The organism is Agrobacterium sp. D14 (assembly GCF_001526505.1).
In the GTDB taxonomy this organism is placed as follows: domain Bacteria; phylum Pseudomonadota; class Alphaproteobacteria; order Rhizobiales; family Rhizobiaceae; genus Agrobacterium; species Agrobacterium leguminum.
In genome coordinates this window covers 214,252-234,833 of sequence record NZ_ASXX01000052.1, presented here as the reverse complement: position 1 = coordinate 234,833, position 20,582 = coordinate 214,252, and the positions used below count along the sequence as shown (strand labels likewise).

Annotated in this window: 17 protein-coding genes; 9 read left to right on the top strand and 8 right to left on the bottom strand. The window is 59.8% G+C overall.

Annotation, left to right across the window (positions count from 1 at the left end; translation table 11 throughout):
* Positions 1-470: 470 nt before the first annotated feature.
* From L901_RS22310 to L901_RS22290, 5 genes are all read right to left on the bottom strand, one after another.
* Positions 471-896 (bottom strand): NUDIX domain-containing protein, encoded by a 426-nt coding sequence (locus tag L901_RS22310; protein WP_059760349.1) that lies wholly within the window; start codon positions 894-896, stop codon positions 471-473.
* Positions 897-904: 8 nt separating this feature from the next.
* Positions 905-2,401: a DEAD/DEAH box helicase gene (locus tag L901_RS22305; RefSeq protein WP_059760347.1), complete on the bottom strand. Its 1,497-nt coding sequence runs from the start codon at positions 2,399-2,401 to the stop codon at positions 905-907.
* A gap of 219 nt (positions 2,402-2,620) precedes the next feature.
* A complete protein-coding gene (locus tag L901_RS22300; RefSeq protein WP_059760346.1) occupies positions 2,621-3,919 on the bottom strand; it encodes a M23 family metallopeptidase in 1,299 nt (432 codons plus the stop codon).
* Positions 3,920-4,011: 92 nt separating this feature from the next.
* On the bottom strand, positions 4,012-4,836 hold the full coding sequence (locus tag L901_RS22295; protein ID WP_003522668.1) for a ferritin-like domain-containing protein: 825 nt from the start codon (positions 4,834-4,836) through the stop codon (positions 4,012-4,014).
* Between the two features lie 14 nt (positions 4,837-4,850).
* Positions 4,851-5,318 (bottom strand): peroxiredoxin, encoded by a 468-nt coding sequence (locus tag L901_RS22290; protein ID WP_059760344.1) that lies wholly within the window; start codon positions 5,316-5,318, stop codon positions 4,851-4,853.
* Between the two features lie 233 nt (positions 5,319-5,551).
* On the opposite strand from L901_RS22290, the gene L901_RS22285 reads away from it, so the two are divergent.
* Complete coding sequence (locus L901_RS22285) at positions 5,552-8,935, top strand: DUF3971 domain-containing protein (protein ID WP_020810869.1); 3,384 nt, start codon at positions 5,552-5,554, stop codon at positions 8,933-8,935.
* Between the two features lie 240 nt (positions 8,936-9,175).
* Here the strand turns inward: L901_RS22285 and tyrS are convergent, their stop codons facing one another.
* A complete protein-coding gene (gene tyrS, locus L901_RS22280; protein WP_059760342.1) occupies positions 9,176-10,429 on the bottom strand; it encodes a tyrosine--tRNA ligase in 1,254 nt (417 codons plus the stop codon).
* A gap of 148 nt (positions 10,430-10,577) precedes the next feature.
* Here tyrS and L901_RS22275 point away from each other — a divergent pair, with 148 nt between their 5' ends.
* Complete coding sequence (locus L901_RS22275) at positions 10,578-11,699, top strand: anhydro-N-acetylmuramic acid kinase (RefSeq protein ID WP_059760341.1); 1,122 nt, start codon at positions 10,578-10,580, stop codon at positions 11,697-11,699.
* 240 nt (positions 11,700-11,939) lie between these two features.
* Here the strand turns inward: L901_RS22275 and L901_RS22270 are convergent, their stop codons facing one another.
* Positions 11,940-12,617 carry an alpha/beta hydrolase gene (locus L901_RS22270; protein WP_035263309.1) on the bottom strand — a complete coding sequence of 226 codons (678 nt, stop codon included), beginning with the start codon at positions 12,615-12,617 and terminating at the stop codon, positions 11,940-11,942.
* A gap of 211 nt (positions 12,618-12,828) precedes the next feature.
* On the opposite strand from L901_RS22270, the gene L901_RS22265 reads away from it, so the two are divergent.
* The 7 genes from L901_RS22265 (at position 12,829) to sufA (ending at position 19,946) form a co-directional block, all read left to right on the top strand.
* Entirely contained in the window at positions 12,829-13,998 is a 1,170-nt protein-coding gene (locus L901_RS22265; RefSeq protein WP_059760338.1) for a cysteine desulfurase family protein, read from the top strand.
* A 196-nt stretch (positions 13,999-14,194) separates the two neighbouring features.
* The gene (sufB, locus tag L901_RS22260) at positions 14,195-15,664 is read left to right on the top strand and encodes a Fe-S cluster assembly protein SufB (protein ID WP_020809911.1); all 1,470 of its coding nucleotides are present in this window, start codon (positions 14,195-14,197) and stop codon (positions 15,662-15,664) included.
* A 72-nt stretch (positions 15,665-15,736) separates the two neighbouring features.
* Positions 15,737-16,492, top strand: coding sequence for a Fe-S cluster assembly ATPase SufC (gene sufC, locus L901_RS22255; protein ID WP_003522658.1), 756 nt, complete (start codon positions 15,737-15,739; stop codon positions 16,490-16,492).
* Positions 16,493-16,516: 24 nt separating this feature from the next.
* Positions 16,517-17,788, top strand: coding sequence for a Fe-S cluster assembly protein SufD (sufD, locus tag L901_RS22250; protein ID WP_059760473.1), 1,272 nt, complete (start codon positions 16,517-16,519; stop codon positions 17,786-17,788).
* Positions 17,781-19,031, top strand: a complete 1,251-nt coding sequence (locus L901_RS22245) for a cysteine desulfurase (protein ID WP_059760336.1) — start codon at positions 17,781-17,783, stop codon at positions 19,029-19,031. Before sufD ends, L901_RS22245 begins: the two co-directional genes overlap by 8 nt.
* 36 nt (positions 19,032-19,067) lie before the next feature.
* Positions 19,068-19,451 carry an SUF system Fe-S cluster assembly protein gene (locus L901_RS22240; protein ID WP_003522655.1) on the top strand — a complete coding sequence of 128 codons (384 nt, stop codon included), beginning with the start codon at positions 19,068-19,070 and terminating at the stop codon, positions 19,449-19,451.
* A gap of 105 nt (positions 19,452-19,556) precedes the next feature.
* Positions 19,557-19,946: a Fe-S cluster assembly scaffold SufA gene (gene sufA / locus L901_RS22235; RefSeq protein ID WP_059760334.1), complete on the top strand. Its 390-nt coding sequence runs from the start codon at positions 19,557-19,559 to the stop codon at positions 19,944-19,946.
* 217 nt (positions 19,947-20,163) lie between these two features.
* Here the strand turns inward: sufA and L901_RS22230 are convergent, their stop codons facing one another.
* On the bottom strand, positions 20,164-20,439 hold the full coding sequence (locus L901_RS22230) for a hypothetical protein (protein ID WP_059760332.1): 276 nt from the start codon (positions 20,437-20,439) through the stop codon (positions 20,164-20,166).
* Positions 20,440-20,582: the final 143 nt, after the last annotated feature.

The following is a 20,582-nucleotide window of genomic DNA, read 5'->3' as shown; positions in this document are numbered from 1 at the left end:
TTTGTAATTTATTGATATATAACGTAAATATATAAACCTTCCCATCATTCACCTCTTTTCCGCCATGTTTTTTTCGCATTTGCGAGAAGATTTGCTTGACGGAAAGTAAATGATTAGCTTAGATGTAACTGTTTCAGGGGACGACTGAAATTGGCTGTAACAGGCCTCGGAAAGTGTTCCGGTTATAAGCACTGCCAGACTATATTGCATTTCATATTCTATTTTTTTCATTACGTATAAACCGCTTCGGGAAACTGGGGCGGTTTTTTACATGAAGCTAATTTAAGCAATTTAAAATTGAATTAGAAAAGTCCTGCGCAAAGACGTTCTTTCATTTTCGAATTTATGGAAAAGATATCGCGCGGAGGGGGTGAACCCGGCTCCGACGTACAGATCACCATAACTGCTTGAAAATGCCCGTTGACGGCCATTATCGCCCGCGAGCGAGTTCGTCCGGCCGCCGTGCGGCTTTATTTCAGGGCGGCCAGAGCGTCCCTGGCAAAGGCGGAGATGGGTTCGGGAAGCTTATCCGGATCGAACCAGCCGATGGCGGAAAGCTTGTCGGGTTCGGTCAGTGCCGGCTCACCCTGCGCATCGCGGGTGACGAAGATCAGCGAAACCCAGTGGTGGCGATCTTCCGTATCGATGAATTCGCTATGGCAGAGGAATTCGACGGTGCCGATCTTGAGCCCGGTTTCCTCTTCGGCCTCGCGGCGTGCTGCGGCGAGGGAGGTTTCAAGGTGATCGACCTTGCCGCCCGGAATGCTCCAGTATCCGGCTTCCGGCGCCTTCAGGCGCCGGCATAAAAGCACGCGGCCGTCACGCATGATGGCAAGGCCGACACCGACACCCGGAAAATCGAGACCTGGCCTGGCGGTCGGCGTCACGCTGTCCATTCCCGGGGTCAGGCCTTGGCGTTGGCCACGATCAGCATGAAAGCGGGGATGTCGTCGCCGAAACCAACCGGTGTCGGGCCATCGTCGTGGTCGCGATAATGGCGGCGGCGGTCGCGGTTGTCGTCATTGGCGTGCAGCGGATTGCGGCTGTTGCGGTCGGAATTGCGCGGGGTCTTTTCCTGCTTGCGTTCTGCTTTCACCTTGTCGTCTCCATGAGCCGCGATGTCCGTATCCGCAGCGGATTGTGCACCCTGATTGATGTTTTCGACCGGCGCTGCGTCGCGACGGTTGCGGTCGCGGCCCCTGCCGACCCGTTCCTTGCCCCGGCGGCCGGAATTGCTTTCAAAGCTTTCCATCGGAGCGGGAAGGGTGGAGAGGTCACCGTTCTGCCACTCGATCTTTTCGCCGATCAGCTTTTCGATCGCGTCGAGATATTTGGTGTCGCTCCTGGTGACGATGGTGAAGGCCTTGCCCGAGCGGCCGGCACGACCGGTACGGCCGATGCGGTGGACATAGTCTTCCGAATGAATGGGAATATCGAAGTTGAAGACGTGGCTGACATCGGGGATGTCCAGGCCGCGTGCGGCAACGTCGGAGGCGACGAGCAGCTTCAGATTGCCGTCCTTGAAGTTCTGCAGCATCGTGGTGCGCGAACGCTGGTCCATGTCGCCATGCAGCGCGCCGACGGAAAAACCGTGACGGTCGAGCGAGCGGAACAGGTCGGCCACATCCTTCTTGCGGTTGCAGAAGATGATGGCGTTCTTCAGTTCGGCTTCTTCGGCGCGGACGAGATCGCGCAGTACCGCGCGCTTTTCATAGTCCTTGTTGTGCGCGGCGACGATGCGCTGGGCAACGGTCTTTGCCGTGGAGGAGGGCTTGGCGACCTCGACACGGACGGGGTTCTGCAGGAACCGGTCGGCCAGCTTCTGGATTTCCGGCGGCATGGTGGCCGAGAAGAACAGCGTCTGCCGGGTAAACGGGATCATCTTGGCGATGCGCTCGATATCGGGAATGAAGCCCATATCCAGCATACGGTCGGCTTCGTCGATGACGAGGATTTCCACGCCGGTCATCAAAAGCTTGCCGCGCTCGCAATGGTCGAGAAGGCGGCCGGGGGTGCAGATCAGCACATCGGCGCCGCGCTCAAGCTTGCGGTCCTGGTCTTCGAAGGAAACGCCGCCGATGAGAAGGGCGACGTTCAGCTTGTGATTCTTGCCGTATTTCTCGAAGTTCTCCGCCACCTGTGCTGCCAGCTCACGGGTCGGCTCGAGGATCAGCGTGCGCGGCATTCTGGCGCGCGCACGGCCCTTTTCGAGCAGGGTGAGCATCGGCAGAACGAAGGACGCGGTTTTGCCCGTGCCGGTCTGTGCGATACCGCAGATATCACGCTTTTCCAGCGCCGGCGGAATGGCGCCAGCCTGAATGGGTGTCGGCGTCGTGTAGCCGGCATCTGCAATAGCGGAAAGAACTTTTTGGCTCAGGCCAAGATCAGAGAATGTTGTCAAAGGAAGAACTTTTTCCGTTCTGGTTCGGTAAGAACACCTGTGTGCCGCGACGGCACTTGCAAAGACTTGGCGCGGGGATATGCCCAAATTGCCGGAAAGTCAAGGAAACAACGGGAAAAGCGCGCGAAACAGCGGGGTTCGGGCGGGGCTTCTGGGCCTTTGGTGCAAATTTCAGCGATTTATCGTAAAAAGCGCAAAAAAAGCATTAAAATCGGGCTGCTATTTTAAATAGGTTTTGAGTTCCGTTCCGGCGATCAGGAACCGCATGGGATCGACCGGCGTATCGTTGCGGCGCACCTCGTAATGCACATGCGGACCGGTGGAGCGACCGGTGCTGCCGGCGCGGCCGATGACGTCGCCGGCCTCGACCCTGTCGCCGGCTTTCACCAGAATGGCGGAGAGATGGCCGAATCGCGTCGAGACGCCCTGGCCGTGATCGATCTCGACCATATTGCCGTAGCCGCCGGAATTTTCCGCCACCGTCACCTTGCCCGCGCCGGTGGATTTGACGTCGGCGCCGGTTTCGGCGCGAAAATCGATGCCGGTATGAAGGGCCGGGCGGCCGAGAAACGGATCCATCCGGTTGCCGAATCGGCTGGTGATCGCCCGGCCGGGGGCCGGGTTGCCGAAGGGCAGGTTGGTCGCGGTTTCCTTGACGATGTCGAGCCGGTTCAGCGCATTGTCGAGATTGGTGAGCGACAGGTTGAAAGGATCGGTGTCACCGCGCTCGGGATCGGCATAGGGGCCGCCTATGTCGTCATTGCCGTTCTCTTCGATTTTCAGGCCCGCCTGCCGGATGATGTCCTGCATCGCATTAGCCTTGTCCTCGGCGTCGCTGGTCAGCCTGGCGATGCGCGATATCTGCTGGCGTTCGATATCCTTCAGCGACAGTGTCACCTTGGAAAACACCCGGTCGGCCCGGTCGGACGGCGTTTCGCCGGCTTCGGGTGCATAGGCGGCGCGTCTGTCCGATGTGGCGGGCTTTTCCGCCTGCGGCTTGCGTGGCGTCATCAGCTTTTCAATGGCCGAAAGGCCGCCGGAGAGGTCGGCGCGTTTTTCCGGCGCCATGGCGTTCGAAAGAGACGAGGGCGCGGCCGGGGGGGCGGCGATGCCGGAATTTTCGGCGCGCTCCAGCAATTCGCTCATACGGCCGTGCCGCGAGGTCAGCGCCGCCTGCTGCTCCAGCAGCTTTTCCACTTTCTTTTCAACGACCTGCTGATCGAGCAATTGCCGGGAAGTGACGCGGTCCACCTGGGCTCTCAGCGCTGCGATGCGGTCTTCATAGTCGTTCTGCATGCGGGTCTGGCGGGCCATGGTCGCGCCGATCAGGTCGTCACGCAAAATGAGATAGCCTGTGGCTCCGAGATAACCGAGCGAAAACAGGCCGATCGTGCAGCCGGCAAGCGCCGCCATCCACGGACGGATGGTCATATGCCGCACCCTGTCGCCGCGCGCGAGAATGAGCACGTGCGGCTCACGCTTTTTGCCGAATACCCGGTTTTCCGCCGTATCAGTCACAATCTCTCTCCGGACTGGCCGATTTCTTAAGGGAAATCATAATTCGTTAAGGTTAACGAAGTTTTGCCGGAGAGGCCTTTCAGCGGTGTCGGCTATTGGCTGACGGATGTGAGCGAGCGATAAAAGGAAGGCGTCAGGCCGGCCTCGGCGCGGGCAATGTCGTTGAAGGGCGGTTTCAAAGGGCCGCGGAAATTGGCGCGCACCAGCTGCCTGAAGGTTGCGGCCGGGTCCTTCTTTTCACGCGCGCACAGGAACCGGAACCATTTCGCGCCGATGGCGACATGGCCCTTTTCGTCATTATAGATGACATCGAGAACGGCAGCGCTTTCAAGATCGCCGGTCTCGCGCATCTTCGCCTGCAGGGAAGGGGTGACGTCCAGCCCGCGCGCTTCCAGGATGAGCGGCACGACGGCGAGCCGTGCGGTGAGATCGTTGCGAGTGGAATGCGCGGCCTGCCAGAGCCCGTCATGGGCCGGCAGATCGCCATAGTCGGCGCCGAGGCTTCTCAGCCTGTCCCGCACCAGCCGGAAATGTTTCGCCTCCTCGAAGGCGACCTGCATCCAACCGTCGAAAAAGGAATGCGGCACCGGCTCGCTGGCATAACGGGCGACGATATCGAGCGCGAGATCGACGGCGTTGAGTTCGATATGGGCTATGGCGTGCAGCAGCGCGATGCGGCCCTTGATGCTGTGAAGGGAGCGGCGTTCCACGGCGGTTGGCGGCACGAGTTCCGGCTTCTCGGGCCTGCCCGGCCGCTCAGGCAGCGGCGGGTCGAGAGGCGAGCGCAGCGACAGGCGGCGCTCGAACCAGCGTGTCGCCGTTTCTTGCGCGAGTGCGGTCTTTCTGTCGAGATCGGCGCTCACGATGGCATCCGTCGCGCCGCCTCGCAGCGAGATGATTTTGAACGGGGGCGTCACGACGGGTTGGTCCCTCAGAGCTTCTTCACAGCCTCGAGAACGGCCTGGGCGTGGCCCGCGACCTTCACCTTGTTCCAGATTTCCGCGATTTTTCCATCCGGGGCAACGAGGACGGTCGTGCGTTCGACGCCCATGTATTTTTTCCCATACATGCTTTTTTCCTTCCAGACGCCATAGGCCTCCAGAACCTTCCTCTCCTCGTCGGAGGCGAGCATGACGGAAAGGGAATGTTTTGCAGCAAACTTGTCGTGGCTTTTGACGCTGTCGGGCGAAATGCCGATGACGACGGCCTTGGCTGCCTCGAATTCGCCGCCCAGCGCGCTGAAGTCGATGGCTTCTGCGGTGCAGCCGGAAGTATCGTCCTTCGGGTAGAAATAGAGGATGACGGCCTTGCCTTGCAGTTTGGACAATGTCACCGTCCCTTCACCGTTGCGGGGCAAAGTAAAATCGGGAGCCGGGCCGCCAATCGTCAAGTCTGTCATAATCTACCTTTCTTTCGCCGGGATGTTGAGGGAAAGTCGCCACATTCGATATATAGCGAAACCGCGCGTCGTCCAGATCACTATTTAGATTTCAGGTCGAAACGATCTTAAATCTCAATCGTTATCTGGGCTAAAGAATTAAAGCGGGATTCCGGACGAAAACCGCTTACACTTTTCGCCATCCCGCTTCGGTGTTGCGGCGAACAAAGCTATTCAAGGGCAAACACGGGCGTATGGCTGAAGTAAGGGGTGAAAAGGTCAAGTTCGGCAGACGCGATATCATTGCGCTGCACGATCTTCCTTCGGCGCAGGCCGAAGATCCCATCATCGTGCATTGCCCGGCGCCGCGCTCCATGGTGCGCGCCTTCATCAAGATTTTCGCAGCGCTTTTCGTGCTGGCCTTCCTGTCCATTGGCGGCATCATTCTTTCCGTCGAAACGGGATCGATCGATGCGACGCTTTCCAGCCAGGCGCAGCAGGCGCTGGAAAGGGCGCTCGGCCCCCATTACAGCGCGCGGATCGGTTCTTCGGCGATCAGGTTTTCCACCGGGCTGCGCCTTGCACTGGTGGCGGAGGACGTGGATATCATCGAGAAGGAATCCGGCCAGCATATGAGCCGGGCCCGGGCAATCGGCATGGCGCTCGATCCGCTTGCGCTTCTGACCGGCCGCGTCTCGGTGGAGAGCCTCGAGGCCGACGGGATGGAGCTCGATACGGCGCTTTTGCCCAAGGGTAACGGGTTCGATCTCGCCAGCGTCAAGCTCGACGCCGTGCCGCAGCAATTGCAGGAGGCCTTCGGGCAGCTCGACAAGCTCGCTCAGGCTTTTCTGAGCAGCGGAACCGAGGAAATCGATATTTCCAGCGTTTCGGTTCACCTGCCGCCCGGAGAGTTGGGCAAGCCGCGCACCGTCGAAGTGCGCGAATTGTCGCTGACGCCCGATCAGCAGGGCGGATATTCGCTCGATGGAGAAACGCTGTTTAACGGTGAAATTGCCAGCGTGTCGCTGCAGACTTCGGGATCGGGTGGCCGGATAGACGGTTTTGAAGCCCGCATCGACGGTTTCGATATCGGCCCGTTTCTTGAGAAATACGATCCCGACGGAAATCTCCATGAAGGCCTGAACGTCAAGACGGGTATCAATATTGTCGCTCGGCGCGCCATGGAAGGGCAGGAGCCACGGCTGGAGATTTCGCTCGGCCTCGGCAATGGAACGCTGATGATTGGCGGCGAGTCCCAGACCTTTACGGCTGGCAATGTCCATGCGCGTTATGACTTTGCCAAAAGCACCCTTGTCATCGACAATTCGCGGCTGGAGCTCGGGCGGACAATTCTTCCGGTCGCCGGTGAAATCAGCGATACCGAAGACGGCTTCGGCCTTTCGCTGCGGATCGACAACGCCGTTGCTTCGTCCGAAGCTTCGGGCGAGGCCCCGGTTCCTTTCAGCCTGAAGGCGGACGGGCATTTTACGGCGGCGACGAAGCAGCTCGACGTTCCCTCGCTCTATGTGACAGGCCCGCTTGGAGATATGGCGGGATCGCTGAAAATCCGCTTCGGCCAGGGGTCGCCGGAAATCAGTTTCGGCGGGCAGATTCCGAAGATGGAGGCCACGGCGGTCAAGCAGCTCTGGCCGTTTTGGATGGCGCACAAACCGCGCGACTGGGTGGTGTCCAATCTCTACGGCGGCACCGTCACCAATGGTTCAATCGCGATCTTCATCCCGCAGGGACGGATGTGCGGTCCCGGCTGCCCGCTGGTGCTCGGCGAAAGCGAAATGCAGATCCGTTTCGATATCGACGATACGCGTCTCAATACCACCGGCGACATTCCGCCGTTGCGCGATGTCGACGCGCATTTCGACCTCGTCGGCGGCAAGATGGCCGTCGATATCAAGCGGGGGACATCCTATTTCCCGTCGAACCGGTCGCTTGCGCTGGAAAACAGCCGTTTTCTCATTTCCGCTGTTTACGACAAGCCGCTGCTTGGAAATCTCGAACTGAACGTTTCGGGCTCGGCCGATGCCGTGGCCGAACTTGCGGCGCTCAAACCCATCAATGCGCTCAAGGATACGCAGTTCAAGCCCGAGGATTTCACCGGCGATGTCAAGGCCCATGCCAACCTGACCGTTGGCCTGCTTTCCAGCCACAATCCGCCTCCGCCGGTGTGGACGGCCGATCTCGATCTGAAGAACCTGTCGCTGACCAAACCCTTTGCGGGCCACAAGGTGACTGCGCTCGACGGTTTCATGACGCTGGACGACCGCCAGCTCAAACTGGAGGGCAGGGGCCGCGTGGACGACGTGCCGATGGACATCGTGATGACGGAGCCGGTGCGCAAGAACAGCGATATCGCGCCGACGCTGTCGCTGAAGGCAAGCCTGAACGAAACGCAGGTTGCCAAGCTCGCTCCGGAACTCTCCACGGTCCTCGGCGGCACGACGGCGATTGAAATCGACGGCGCCGACCCGAAACGCCAGGATATCCGGCTCGATCTGACCAAAGCGTCGATCATTCTGCCAGGGCTCGGCTGGAGCAAGGGTATCGGCATTCCCGCCAGCGCCACCTTCACCATGGAAATGGGAGACGGGCGCACGACGATCAGCGACTTCTCGCTCGACGGCGACGGCTTCGGCGCGGCCGGCGATATCGCCTTCAGCAAGAACGGGCTGATTTCAGCCGATCTCAGCCGCGTGCAGCTCTCGCCCTCCGATAATTACGCCGTTTCGGTCGCCGCTTCGAAGAACGGCTATATCATCAACGCATCGGGGAAATCCGCCGATGTCAGGCCTTTCCTCTCGAAGCTTCGCAGCTCTTCCGGCAGCGGCGACGGGACGTCGCGTTCGCAGCCATCCCTTGCCATCAAGACGCAATTCGACAAGGTCTATGGGTTCAACGACGAAATCCTTGCCAATGTCAGTTCCGATGTCAGCGTGCGGGACGGCAAGGTCCGCTCCATCGATTTCCGTGGCGTTACCGGCAACGGCCAGGCGGTGGTGGCGCAGACCGTCAATCGCGGGGCGACGGGAACCGTGACGCTGACCAGCAGCGATGCGGGGTCGCTTGCCCGTTTCGCCAATATCTACAGCCGTATTCGCGGCGGCCTTCTCAACCTTGCGCTGACGACCTCCAATGGCAGCGACTGGAGCGGATCGCTCGACCTGCGCAATTTTGCCGTCGTCAACGAAGCCAAGCTGCAGGACATCGTCGCCACGCCGACGGGTGAGGATGGCAGGAGCCTCAACAATGCGGTGCGCCGCAATATCGATGTCAGTTCGGAAAAATTCCAGCGCGGTTTTGCCCGGCTGGTTTATGTCAATGGTTCGGTGGCGGTGGAAAACGGCGTCGTGCGCGGCGAGCAGATCGGCGCGACCTTCCAGGGGCTGCTGAAGGACCAGAGCGGCCGTATGGACATGACCGGCACCTTCATGCCCGCCTATGGGTTGAACCGGCTGTTCGGCGAGTTGCCCTTCATCGGCATCTTCCTCGGCAATGGCCGCGACCGGGGGTTGCTCGGCATCACCTTCAAGCTCTCCGGCCAGACGGACCAGCCGAAGCTGACGATCAATCCGCTGTCGCTGATCGCGCCGGGCGTCTTCCGGCAGATTTTCGAATTTCAGTGAATGGAGCGTCGCAAAGCTTGGCGCAAGCGGCTGTTTGGCGAGAACGGGTGCACCCGCACTCCGTCACCCCGGACCTGATCCGGGGTCCAGTGCGATCAAGTCCTTGATCGCGCGAGAGCCCTTTCACGGCGCAGACGCGCCGTGGCTGGATGCCGGATCTAGTCCGGCATGACGGAAGTGGGAGGTATCGGCGCATCGAGGACCGCTTTCGCAGTCCTCGACACGATGTTTTTGTAAGTCTTACGCCGGGCGAACCAGAACGTGCTTCTTCTTGCCGACCGACAGCTTGATGACGCCGTCGCCGGTGATTTCACCGGAACCGACCGTCTGGCGCTCATCCGAAACGCCAATGTCGTTGATCTTCACCGCACCGCCCTGAACGTGGCGGCGGGCCTCGCCGTTCGAGCCGGCGAGACCGGCACGGACGATGAGCGACAGGACGCCGAGGCCGGCGTCGAGTTCGGATGTCGGAACCTCGATGGAGGGCAGGTTTTCGGCGAGCGCACCTTCCTCGAAGGTCTTGCGCGCCGTCTCGGCAGCTTCTTCGGCAGCGGCACGGCCATGCAGGATCGCGGTCACTTCGGTCGCGAGGATTTTCTTCGCCTCGTTGATCTCCGATCCGCCAAGGGCGGCGATACGGGCGATCTCATCCATCGGCAGCGTGGTGAAGAGTTTCGCAAAGCGAACCACGTCCGCATCTTCCGTGTTGCGCCAGTATTGCCAGAAATCATAGACCGGCAGCAGGTCCTTGTTCAGCCACACGGCGCCGGAAGCCGACTTGCCCATTTTCGCACCGGAAGAGGTGGTCAGAAGCGGCGAGGTCAGCGCGTAAAGCTGCGGTGTCCCCATGCGGTGACCGAGATCGATGCCGTTGATGATGTTGCCCCACTGGTCCGAACCGCCCATCTGCAGGCGGCAGCCGGTGCGCTGGTTCAGCTCCACGAAATCGTAGGCCTGCAGGATCATGTAGTTGAATTCGAGGAAGGACAGTGACTGCTCGCGGTCGAGGCGCGTTTTCACGCTGTCGAAAGACAGCATGCGGTTGACCGAGAAATGGCGGCCGACATCGCGCAGGAATTCGAGGTAGTTGAGGCCGCGCAGCCAGTCGGCATTGTTGATCATCAGCGCCGGATTGTTGGCGCGGTCGTAATCGAGGTAATTGGCGAAGACATGCTTGAGCGAGGTGATGTTGTCCTCGATCATGTCGATCGTCATCAGCTTGCGGGCCTCTTCCTTGAAGGAGGGATCGCCGACCATGCCGGTGCCGCCACCCATCAGCGAGATCGGCTGGTGGCCGGTCTTCTGCATCCAGTGCAGCATCATGATCTGGGTGAGGTGGCCGACATGCAAACTCGAAGCCGTCGGGTCATAGCCGATATAGGCGGTCACGGTTTCCTTGGCGAACAGTTCGTCGAGACCTGCCTCATCGGAGATCTGGTGAATGAAGCCGCGCTCATCGAGCGTGCGGAGGAAATCGGACTTGAACCTGGACATAACCTTTTACTTTCTGGTTTGATCTTTGCGGCCATCGAAAACCAATGACCGTCGCGGCTTTATCATTGTTTTTTGAAATGTGCACCCGTTTCGGCCATGAATGTCGGGATTCACTCCATGATGATTCGTGATTGCAGGGGAGCGGCAGGTGGGCGAGGTCAAAACGGCAATCGGGCTGATGAGCGGCACATCGATGGACGGCATCGATATCGCCCTTTTGCGCACGGATGGCGAGAGCGTGGTGCGGCATGGGCCGAGCGGTTATTTCCCCTACGATCCGGGCCTGCGCGCCATCTGGCAGAAGGCATTGGTCACGGCCAAAGCCATTCGTGAACGGCGCGAACGTCCCGGCGATCTGGGTGAGGCCGAGCGCAAGCTGACGCTTGCCCATGCTGTGGCGGTGAAATCCTTCCTCCATCGTCACCGGCTCCAGCCCGGCGATATCGATGTGATCGGCTTTCACGGTCAGACGGTGCTGCACCGGCCGGACGAGGCGCTAACCGTGCAGATCGGTGATGGGCCTCTGCTGGCTGAGGAAACCGGCATCGATGTGGTTTACGACATGCGGGCCAACGATATGGTCCATGGCGGGCAGGGTGCACCGCTGATCCCGGCCTATCACATGGCGCTTTCCGCCAATCTGCCTGATGGGTTCGAAACACCGGCCGTCTTCGTCAATATCGGCGGCATTTCCAATCTCACCTATATAGGTGAGGCGGGGCGGCTTGCCGCTTTCGACAGCGGCCCCGGCAATATGCTGATCGACCAGTGGATCGAGGCGCATACGGGCAAGGCCTTCGACAAGGGCGGCAAGACGGCGGCGGGCGGCAGCGTCGTTGCGTCGCTGGTGGCGCGTTATATGGAAAGCCCGTTTTTTTCAGCCAATATCCGTCGGTCGCTGGACCGTAGCGATTTCGTGCCGCCGAAAAAGGGGGAGGTCTCGCTGGCGGATGGGGCGCGGACGCTGGCGCATCTGACGGGGGCCGCCATTCTGAAATCGGCGAGCTATCTGCCCGAAGCGGCGAAAACCTATGTGGTCTGTGGCGGCGGGCGGCTCAATCCGGTGATCATGGCGGAGTTTGCAGACCTTGCCGCGAAGTCCGGAGCGCGGGTAATCGCGGCGGAAGAGGCGGGTTTCGATGGCGGGGCGATGGAGGCGGAGGCCTGGGCCTATCTGGCCGTGCGATCGCTGAAGGGTTTGCCGCTGACCTATCCCGGTACGACGGGGGTGAAGGAGCCGGTGACGGGTGGGGTTTTGGTGCGGGGGTAATTGGCGACGGCGGGCTGGGTTTACCCCCCTCTGCCCTGCCGGGCATCTCCCCCTCAAGGGGGGAGATCGAATCGCGGCGACCTTCCGGTCATCTTTAACGCAGAAGCTTAGGCGAGGAGCAGGCGTCTAGCTGATCTCCCCCCTTGAGGGGGAGATGCCCGGCAGGGCAGAGGGGGGTAAGCCACACCTGCTGGCGATTATTGTAGAAAAATCGAGACCCCTGCCAATAGGTGCCGAAAATCACCGAATGCGCTTGGCCGCCGGTTCCGGCACCAGTTCGCCATTGAGGCGACGGTCGAGATAGTCCTCGCATTCGCCCATCAGGTCGTCCACCTTGCCGTTGAAGAAGTGGTTGGCGCCGGGAACGGTGCGGTGGGTGATGAGGATGCCCTTCTGGGTCTTCAGCTTTTCCACCAGGCCGTTGACGTCCTTTTCAGGTGCAACCTTGTCGCTATCGCCGTTGATGATGAGGCCCGACGACGGGCAGGGGGCGAGGAAGGAAAAGTCGTAGGTATTGGGCTGCGGCGCAATCGACATGAAGCCTTCGATTTCCGGACGGCGCATCAGAAGCTGCATGCCGATCCAGGCGCCGAAGGAGTAACCGGCGACCCAGCAGCTTTTCGAATCGGGATGCAGGCTCTGCACCCAGTCGAGCGCGGAAGCGGCATCGGAAAGCTCGCCGGCGCCGTGGTCGAATTCGCCCTGGCTGCGGCCGATGGAGCGGAAATTGAACCGGAGCGTCGTGAAGCCGCGCTTCTGGAAAAGATAGAAGAGCTGATAGACGATCTGGTTGTTCATCGTGCCGCCAAACTGCGGGTGCGGATGAAGGATGATCGCTATCGGCGCGCTCTTTTCCTTGGAGGGTTGATAACGGCCTTCGAGGCGACCCGCAGGGCCGTTAAAGATGACTTCGGGCATTGGTACTCCGGTCGTGTTTTTTCATTCTCCAACCGCATTCTTCCGATGAGAAGACTTGACGAACTCTGTCATCTTTTCTAGAACGCAGTTTAGAATAATTCGAAACTTTGCGTGTGCTAAAGCACTCGGGTGGTGTCATAAGGCAAGCGCAACTGTAATTTCAAGAAAAATGCGTTTTGGCGCATTGAAGATTGGATGAAGCCTCATCGTCATGACGGTTTTGACGCGGACATATATGGACTGGAATGCCACGGCGCCGCTTTTGCCCGCCGTGCGCGATGTTCTCGTCTCCGCGCTCGATCTTGCCGGCAATCCGTCTTCCGTCCACCGGGAAGGGCGTGCCGCCCGCGCCGCCGTTGAGGGCGCCCGCCGCGAGGTTGCGGCACTTGTTAGCGCGCAGGCTGCCCACGTAACCTTCACCAGCGGTGCGACGGAAGCCGCCAATCTGGTGATGACGCCTGAATTCAAGATGGGGCGCGCTCCTGTGCGCTATGGCCGTCTTTACGTCTCCGCTATCGAACACCCCGCCTTTCGCGAAGGCGGCCGGTTCGATAAGGCTGACGTTACGGAAATTCCCGTTACGTCAGCGGGTGTCATCGATCTTGCTGCACTTCAGACACTGCTGTCTTCGCATGATGCTTCCGCCGGCCTGCCGATGGTTGCCTGCATGCTGGTGAACAATGAGACCGGCATCCTCCAGCCGGTGGCGGAAGCGGCGCGGCTGGTGCATGCGGCGGGCGGATTGATGGTCGTCGACGCCGTGCAGGCGGCAGGTCGTGTCCCTCTCGATATCAATACTCTGGATGCCGATTTCCTGGTCATCTCGTCCCACAAGCTCGGTGGCCCCAAGGGTGCTGGCGCGCTGGTCTCGCGCGGCGAGGTAATGATGCCGAAGCCGCTTATCCATGGCGGCGGGCAGGAGAAGGGGCATCGTTCCGGCACGGAAAATACCCTGTCGGTCATCGGTTTTGGTGCCGCTGCCGCTGTTGCTGCCCGGAATCTCGAGATTGAAGCGGCGCGTCTTGCCGCTCTGCGGGCGCGGCTGGAAGACGGCATGCGGGTGAGTGCGCCTGACGTGATCATCCACGGGCAGGACGTTGCCCGCGTCGGTAATACCACGTTTTTCACCTTGCCGGGCCTGAAGGCGGAAACGGGGCAGATCGCTTTCGATATCGAAGGCATTGCGCTGTCGGCCGGTTCGGCCTGCTCATCCGGCAAGGTGGGGGAAAGCCATGTGCTGACGGCTATGGGGCGCGATCCCAAGCTTGGCGCACTCCGGATTTCCCTTGGCCATGCGACTGATGAGGCCGATATAGAACGGACGCTTGCGGCGTTCACGAAAATTGCGGGGCGGCGCAGGCTTTCCGGTCAGGCCGCTTAAAATGCGGCAAAGAATTGCGGAATAGCAATTTTCCGCTTGCCGGGATGTGTGAAAAGCGCCATCCCGCACTTACATGGGTATAAGCTCCGCCCGCTTAACGGCGCGGTGACATTGCCCGAAGATGGATAAGGCGGCTTTCCGCCTTGATACGTTGACAAGCCACCGGACCTTGGCTCCGGCGAGATTGGAGAACGACATGGCAGCGGTTCAGGAAACGATCGATCAGGTCCGCCAGATCGATGTGGACCAGTATAAATACGGCTTCGAAACCAATATCGAAGTCGACAAGGCCCCGAAGGGCCTTTCGGAAGAGGTGATCCGTTTCATCTCGGCCAAGAAGCAGGAGCCGGAATGGATGCTGGAATGGCGTCTTGAGGCTTACAAGCGCTGGCTGACGATGGAAGAGCCGACCTGGGCGCGCGTCAGCTACCCCAAGATCGATTTCAACGATCTCTATTATTATGCCGCGCCGAAGACCGCGCCCGGCCCGAAGTCGCTGGATGAAGTCGACCCGGAGCTTTTGAAGGTCTATGAGAAGCTCGGCATTCCGCTGAAGGAACAGGAAATCCTCGCCGGCGTCGAAAAGCGCCCGGTCGCCGTGGATGCCGTGTTCGACAGCGTCTCGGTCGTCACCACCTTCAAGGCGGAACTGGCGAAAGCCGGCGTCATCTTCATGTCGATTTCGGAAGCCGTGCGCGAGCATCCGGAACTGGTGAAGAAATATCTCGGTTCGGTCGTTCCGACGACGGACAATTTCTACGCGACGCTGAACTCGGCCGTCTTCACCGACGGTTCCTTCGTCTTCGTGCCGAAGGGTGTGCGGTGCCCGATGGAGCTTTCCACCTATTTCCGCATCAACGAGAAGAACACCGGCCAGTTCGAGCGCACGCTGATCATCGCCGAAGAGGGTGCTTACGTCTCCTATCTGGAAGGCTGCACCGCACCGCAGCGCGACGAGAACCAGCTTCACGCTGCCGTGGTCGAACTGGTGGCGCTTGATGATGCCGAAATCAAATATTCCACCGTCCAGAACTGGTATCCGGGCGACAAGGAAGGCAAGGGCGGTATCTACAACTTCGTGACCAAGCGTGGCGATTGCCGTGGCGACCGTTCGAAGATTTCGTGGACGCAGGTGGAAACCGGCTCGGCCATTACCTGGAAATACCCGTCCTGCATTCTGCGCGGTGATGACAGCCGTGGCGAGTTCTATTCGATCGCGGTCTCCAACGGCCACCAGCAGATCGACAGCGGCACCAAGATGATCCATCTCGGCAAGAACACGTCGAGCCGCATCATCGCCAAGGGCATCGCCGCCGGTTTCTCGGAAAACGTCTATCGCGGCCAGGTTTCGGCCCACCGCAAGGCGACCAACACGCGTAACTTCACGCAGTGCGACTCGCTCCTGATCGGCGACAAGTGCGGCGCGCATACGGTGCCCTATATCGAGGCGAAGAACTCCTCCGCGCATTTCGAGCACGAGGCGACGACGTCGAAGATTTCCGAAGACCAGCTGTTCTATTGCCTGCAGCGCGGCATTCCCGAAGAAGCGGCGATCGCACTGATCGTCAACGGTTTCGTCAAGGAAGTCATTCAGGAGCTGCCGATGGAATTTGCCGTGGAAGCGCAGAAGCTGATCGGCATTTCGCTGGAAGGCTCGGTCGGCTGATCGTCACCCAAACATGCATTTGAGTGCGCGATGTTCGCGCACCTTCGCTCACACAATTCTTAGGATACATCCATGCTTGAAATCATCGACCTGCACGCAAAGATCGCCGATACCGAAACCGAGATCATCAAGGGCCTCAACCTGAAGGTTGCCGCTGGTGAAGTCGCCGCCATCATGGGCCCGAACGGTTCCGGCAAGTCGACGCTGTCCTACATCCTGTCGGGCCGCGAAGATTATGAAGTCACCTCCGGTGACATTCTCTATAACGGCGAAAGCATTCTGGAACTGGATGCCGCCGAGCGTGCGGCCAAGGGTATCTTCCTTGCCTTCCAGTACCCGGTCGAAATTCCCGGCGTCGCCACCATGCAGTTCCTGAAGGTTGCGATGAACGAGCAGCGCAAGGCGCGCGGCGAGTCCGAGCTGACGACGCCGGACTTCATCCGCCGCGTCAAGGAAGCTGCCGGCGATCTGAAGATCGACATGGAAATGCTGAAGCGTCCGCTGAACGTCGGCTTCTCCGGCGGTGAGAAGAAGCGCGCCGAAATCCTGCAGATGGCGCTCTTGGAGCCGAAGCTCTGCGTTCTCGACGAAACCGATAGCGGTCTCGACATCGACGCGCTGAAGATCGTGGCTGACGGCGTCAATGCGCTGAAGTCGCCGGATCGCGCCACCGTCGTCATCACCCACTATCAGCGCCTGCTCGATTACATCGTGCCTGACAGCGTTCACGTTCTCTACAAGGGCAAGATCATCCGCTCGGGTGACAAGGCTCTGGCGCTGGAACTGGAAAACAACGGTTACGCCGACATCATCGGTGAAGCGGCCTAAGTCAAAGGCCAGGAGGTGATGTCCATGAACATTCAAGCTACCAACCGGCTGACGCCAGCGGAAACCGCGCTGGTCGACGCTTACACCGCCAAGTTCAGCGAATTGCCGGGCGACGGTGCTGTTGTTGCCGCGCGTGACGTGCTGTTCGACGATCTGAAGACCGGCGGTCTTCCGACCCGCCGCATCGAGGCGTGGCACTATACCGATCTGAAGAGCCTGCTGCGCGCCGTTCCGGAAGACCGACCCGCGCCTGTTATCGAGAAGCTGGCGCCAACGGTTGCCGGCTCGCTGGTTGCCTATCTGCAGCATGGCACGGCCGATATTGGCAAGATTGAAGACGTCCGCGTGTCGCGTTTTGCCGAAAGCCTGCTCGATGGTTCCGCCGCCGCCGGCCTCGCTGAAGCCAGCAAGGATGACGCGATTGGCCGCATCAATGGCAGCTTCGTGCGCGATGGCCTGGTGCTCGAGATCCCGGCCGATGCCGAGATCGAGAAGCCGATCGAGTTGCAGGCGGTCCATGGCGCAGGCCAGGTTCACAGCCGCTTCCCGGCCCGTTTCGGCAAGGGCTCCAAGGCGACCGTCATCGAGCGTCACCTTTCGGTGACTTCGGATGCGGCTTTCGTTTCCTCCGTCAGCGACATCGTTGTCGAGGATGGCGCGGAAGTGACCTGGATCATCCTGCAGCAACAGGGTGCGGCCGATATCCATCTCGGTCAGCTGCGCATGAAAATCGGCGCGGATGCCAAGATTCGCCTGTTCATTGTCAATGCCGGCGGCAAGCTGGTGCGTCAGGAACTGCGCATGGACGTGGAAGGTGAGGGCACTGACCTCATCGTTCGCGGCGTCAACCTTCTGGGCGGCGAAACCCATACCGACGTGACGATGGTTCTCGGTCACAACGTGCCGAACACGACCTCGACGGAAGTATTCCGCAACGTGGTGTTCGACCGTGCAAAGGGCATTTTCCAGGGCATGATCCGGGTGGCGCCCGATGCCCAGAAGACCGATGCGAAAATGGCGTGCAATACGCTGCTGATGTCCGACGATGGCGAGTTCTCGGCAAAGCCTGAACTGGAAATCTTCGCCGATGACGTTCAGTGCGGCCATGGCGCGACGGTTGCCGATATCAGCGACAATCATCTCTATTACCTGATGGCGCGCGGCGTGCCGCGGGCGAAGGCACGGGCGATGCTCGTCAACGCCTTCGTCGCCGAGATCGTCGAGGAACTGGAAGAAGAAAATCTGGTAGAGGCGCTGGAGACGATCATCTCCGGCTGGCTGGAACATCATGCCTGAGAGCGAACGCGCCGCATTGGCGGCCCCTTATGACATCGAAGCCGTGCGGAAGGATTTCCCGATCCTGTCGCGCGAGGTCTATGGCAAGCCGCTGGTCTATCTCGACAACGGCGCGTCCGCTCAAAAACCGCAGGTGGTGATCGACGCCGTTTCGCATGCCTATGCAAATGAGTATGCGAATGTGCATCGCGGCCTGCATTTCCTCTCCAATGCCGCAACCGATGCCTATGAGGCGGCGCGCGAAAAGGTGCGTCGTTTCCTGAATGCCGGTTCGGTGGACGAGATCGTCTTCACCAAATCCTCTACCGAGGCGATCAATACGGTCGCTTACGGTTATGGCATGCCGAAGATCGGCGAGGGCGACGAGATCGTCATTTCGATCATGGAGCATCATTCCAACATCGTGCCGTGGCACTTCATTCGCGAGCGGCAGGGGGCGAAGCTCGTCTGGGTGCCTGTGGACGATGACGGCGCGTTTCATATCGAGGCTTTCGAAAAAAGCCTGACGGAGCGCACCAAGCTCGTTGCCATTACCCATATGTCCAATGCTCTCGGCACCATCGTGCCGGTGAAGGAAATCTGCCGCATCGCCCATGAGCGCGGCATTCCGGTGTTGGTCGATGGTTCGCAGGGCGCGGTTCACATGCCGGTCGATGTGCGCGATATCGATTGCGACTGGTATGTGATGACCGGTCACAAGCTTTACGGTCCCTCGGGCATCGGCGTGCTTTATGGCAAGGCTGACCGCTTGCGCGAGATGCGGCCGTTTCAGGGCGGCGGCGAGATGATCCTCGACGTTACCGAAGACAATGTGACCTATAACGAGCCGCCGCACCGTTTCGAAGCCGGCACGCCGCCCATCGTGCAGGCCATCGGTCTCGGTTATGCGCTGGATTACATGGACAATCTCGGCCGTGCCGCGATTGCCGCGCATGAGGCCGATCTTGCGGCTTACGCCGCGGAGCGGTTGCGAGAGATCAATTCGCTGCGCATCATCGGCAATGCGCCTGACAAGGGCGGCATCTTCTCCTTCGAGCTTGAGGGCATTCACGCCCATGATGTTTCGATGGTGATCGACCGGCGCGGCGTTGCGGTACGTGCGGGCACCCATTGCGCCATGCCGCTCTTGAAACGCTTCGGCGTCACCTCCACATGCCGGGCATCGTTCGGCCTTTACAATACCCGCGCCGAAGTAGACTCTCTTGTTGAGGCGCTGGAATATGCGCGCAAATTTTTCGCCTGATATCGGGATAAGAGATCAGGATTGAGGTTTAAGACCATGACTGCCGAAGCCACTGCAAAGACCCAGGATGCGACCGAAGCTCAGGAAAAGGTTTCGACCATTCCGCCGGATGAGCTGGCACGCCTCAGCGACGACGTGATTGCGGCGCTGAAGACCGTCTACGACCCGGAAATTCCGGCCGATATCTTCGAACTCGGTCTCGTCTACAAGATCGACATCGAGGACGACCGGATGGTCAAGATCGTCATGACGCTGACGGCGCCCGGTTGCCCGGTGGCCGGTGAAATGCCGGGCTGGGTGGAAAATGCTGTTGGCGCCGTCGAGGGTGTTTCCGGTGTCGTGGTCGAAATGACCTTCGACCCGCCATGGACGCCGGACCGCATGTCGGAAGAAGCACAGGTCGCTGTCGGCTGGTATTGACGTGATTTGACTGATGTCATCCCTTGATGACACTCTCAGGCGCTACTAAATTGAAATCCATAAGCATCGAGCCTTGAACTCGATTGTCGAAGGAGAATTAAGCCCATGGGCTTTGCGATCATGACCATGACCGGGGCTGCCGCCTCGCGCGTTAAAGCAATCGTCGAAAATTCCGGACCGGATGCCAGGGGCGTGCGCGTCGGCATCAAGAAGGGCGGTTGCGCGGGCATGGAATATACCATCGATCTCGTGACCGAGCCGGATGCGAAGGACGATCTGGTTGAATTCGAAGGGGCAAAGGTGTGGGTTCAGCCTTCCGCCGTGCTTTATCTGCTCGGCACCCAGATGGATTTCGAAGTGACCAAGATGCGCTCCGGTTTCACCTTCAACAATCCGAACCAGACATCCGCCTGCGGCTGCGGTGAATCGGTTGAGCTGAAGCCGGCCGATCTGGCGGCGCTGGCAAAGCAGCGTGAGGCTGAAGCTAGCGTTTGATTGTTTACGCTATCTCTGCGATGGAGAGACAGACCTTTCTTATGCACACAGCGCTTCCACAAACGCGACGTCATCCTCGGGCTTGACCCGAGGATCCATCCCCGTCAAATCCCTTGAGACCTTTGTAGATCCCCGGGTCAAGCCCGAGGATGACGGATGAGAGGTTTCAGATTCTTTTTCCGCAGACTGCGCCCCGCGCAAATCAGCTTTCGAAGGATTATGATTGCTGTTTCAGCGTATCGATAAAATCCGCCAGCGGATGAATCGATGGTGTCGTTATCAACAGCGGCTCGAGAGCCGCCGCGATCATTGCGCAATCCTCCTCGGCAAGCGGCCTAAGGCTCGAAGTGATCTTGTTATAGTCGGGCGTTCCGCGTGACGCGAGGGAGCGATTGATCACAAGCACCTCCGTCTGTCCGTCAATCCGTTCGACGAAGAGGGCGAGCGAACCGCCGTCTGCGGCAGCGGCGCTGTCCGATACCGATTTGAACATCCAAACTCCATCCGGTAAACTTGAGGGCGAGCCTATCCGATTGACGCCCTGACGCAAGATCAGCAAGGATATCGGATATTCTGCGAGGTTTGGCGGGAGGTGCGGAACCGCCTGCCGACCATGCTGGAAGGCGTTTCGGACCG

Coding starts and splice junctions, on each gene's coding strand:
- L901_RS22230 (WP_059760332.1), bottom strand. CDS start 20,439: ATGTTCAAATCGGTATCGGACAGCGCCGCTGCCGCAGACGGCGGTTCG.
- sufC (WP_003522658.1), top strand. CDS start 15,737: ATGCTTGAAATCATCGACCTGCACGCAAAGATCGCCGATACCGAAACC.
- sufD (WP_059760473.1), top strand. CDS start 16,517: ATGAACATTCAAGCTACCAACCGGCTGACGCCAGCGGAAACCGCGCTG.
- L901_RS22270 (WP_035263309.1), bottom strand. CDS start 12,617: ATGCCCGAAGTCATCTTTAACGGCCCTGCGGGTCGCCTCGAAGGCCGT.
- L901_RS22245 (WP_059760336.1), top strand. CDS start 17,781: ATGCCTGAGAGCGAACGCGCCGCATTGGCGGCCCCTTATGACATCGAA.
- L901_RS22265 (WP_059760338.1), top strand. CDS start 12,829: ATGACGGTTTTGACGCGGACATATATGGACTGGAATGCCACGGCGCCG.
- L901_RS22285 (WP_020810869.1), top strand. CDS start 5,552: ATGGCTGAAGTAAGGGGTGAAAAGGTCAAGTTCGGCAGACGCGATATC.
- sufB (WP_020809911.1), top strand. CDS start 14,195: ATGGCAGCGGTTCAGGAAACGATCGATCAGGTCCGCCAGATCGATGTG.
- L901_RS22310 (WP_059760349.1), bottom strand. CDS start 896: ATGGACAGCGTGACGCCGACCGCCAGGCCAGGTCTCGATTTTCCGGGT.
- L901_RS22240 (WP_003522655.1), top strand. CDS start 19,068: ATGACTGCCGAAGCCACTGCAAAGACCCAGGATGCGACCGAAGCTCAG.
- L901_RS22290 (WP_059760344.1), bottom strand. CDS start 5,318: ATGACAGACTTGACGATTGGCGGCCCGGCTCCCGATTTTACTTTGCCC.
- tyrS (WP_059760342.1), bottom strand. CDS start 10,429: ATGTCCAGGTTCAAGTCCGATTTCCTCCGCACGCTCGATGAGCGCGGC.
- sufA (WP_059760334.1), top strand. CDS start 19,557: ATGGGCTTTGCGATCATGACCATGACCGGGGCTGCCGCCTCGCGCGTT.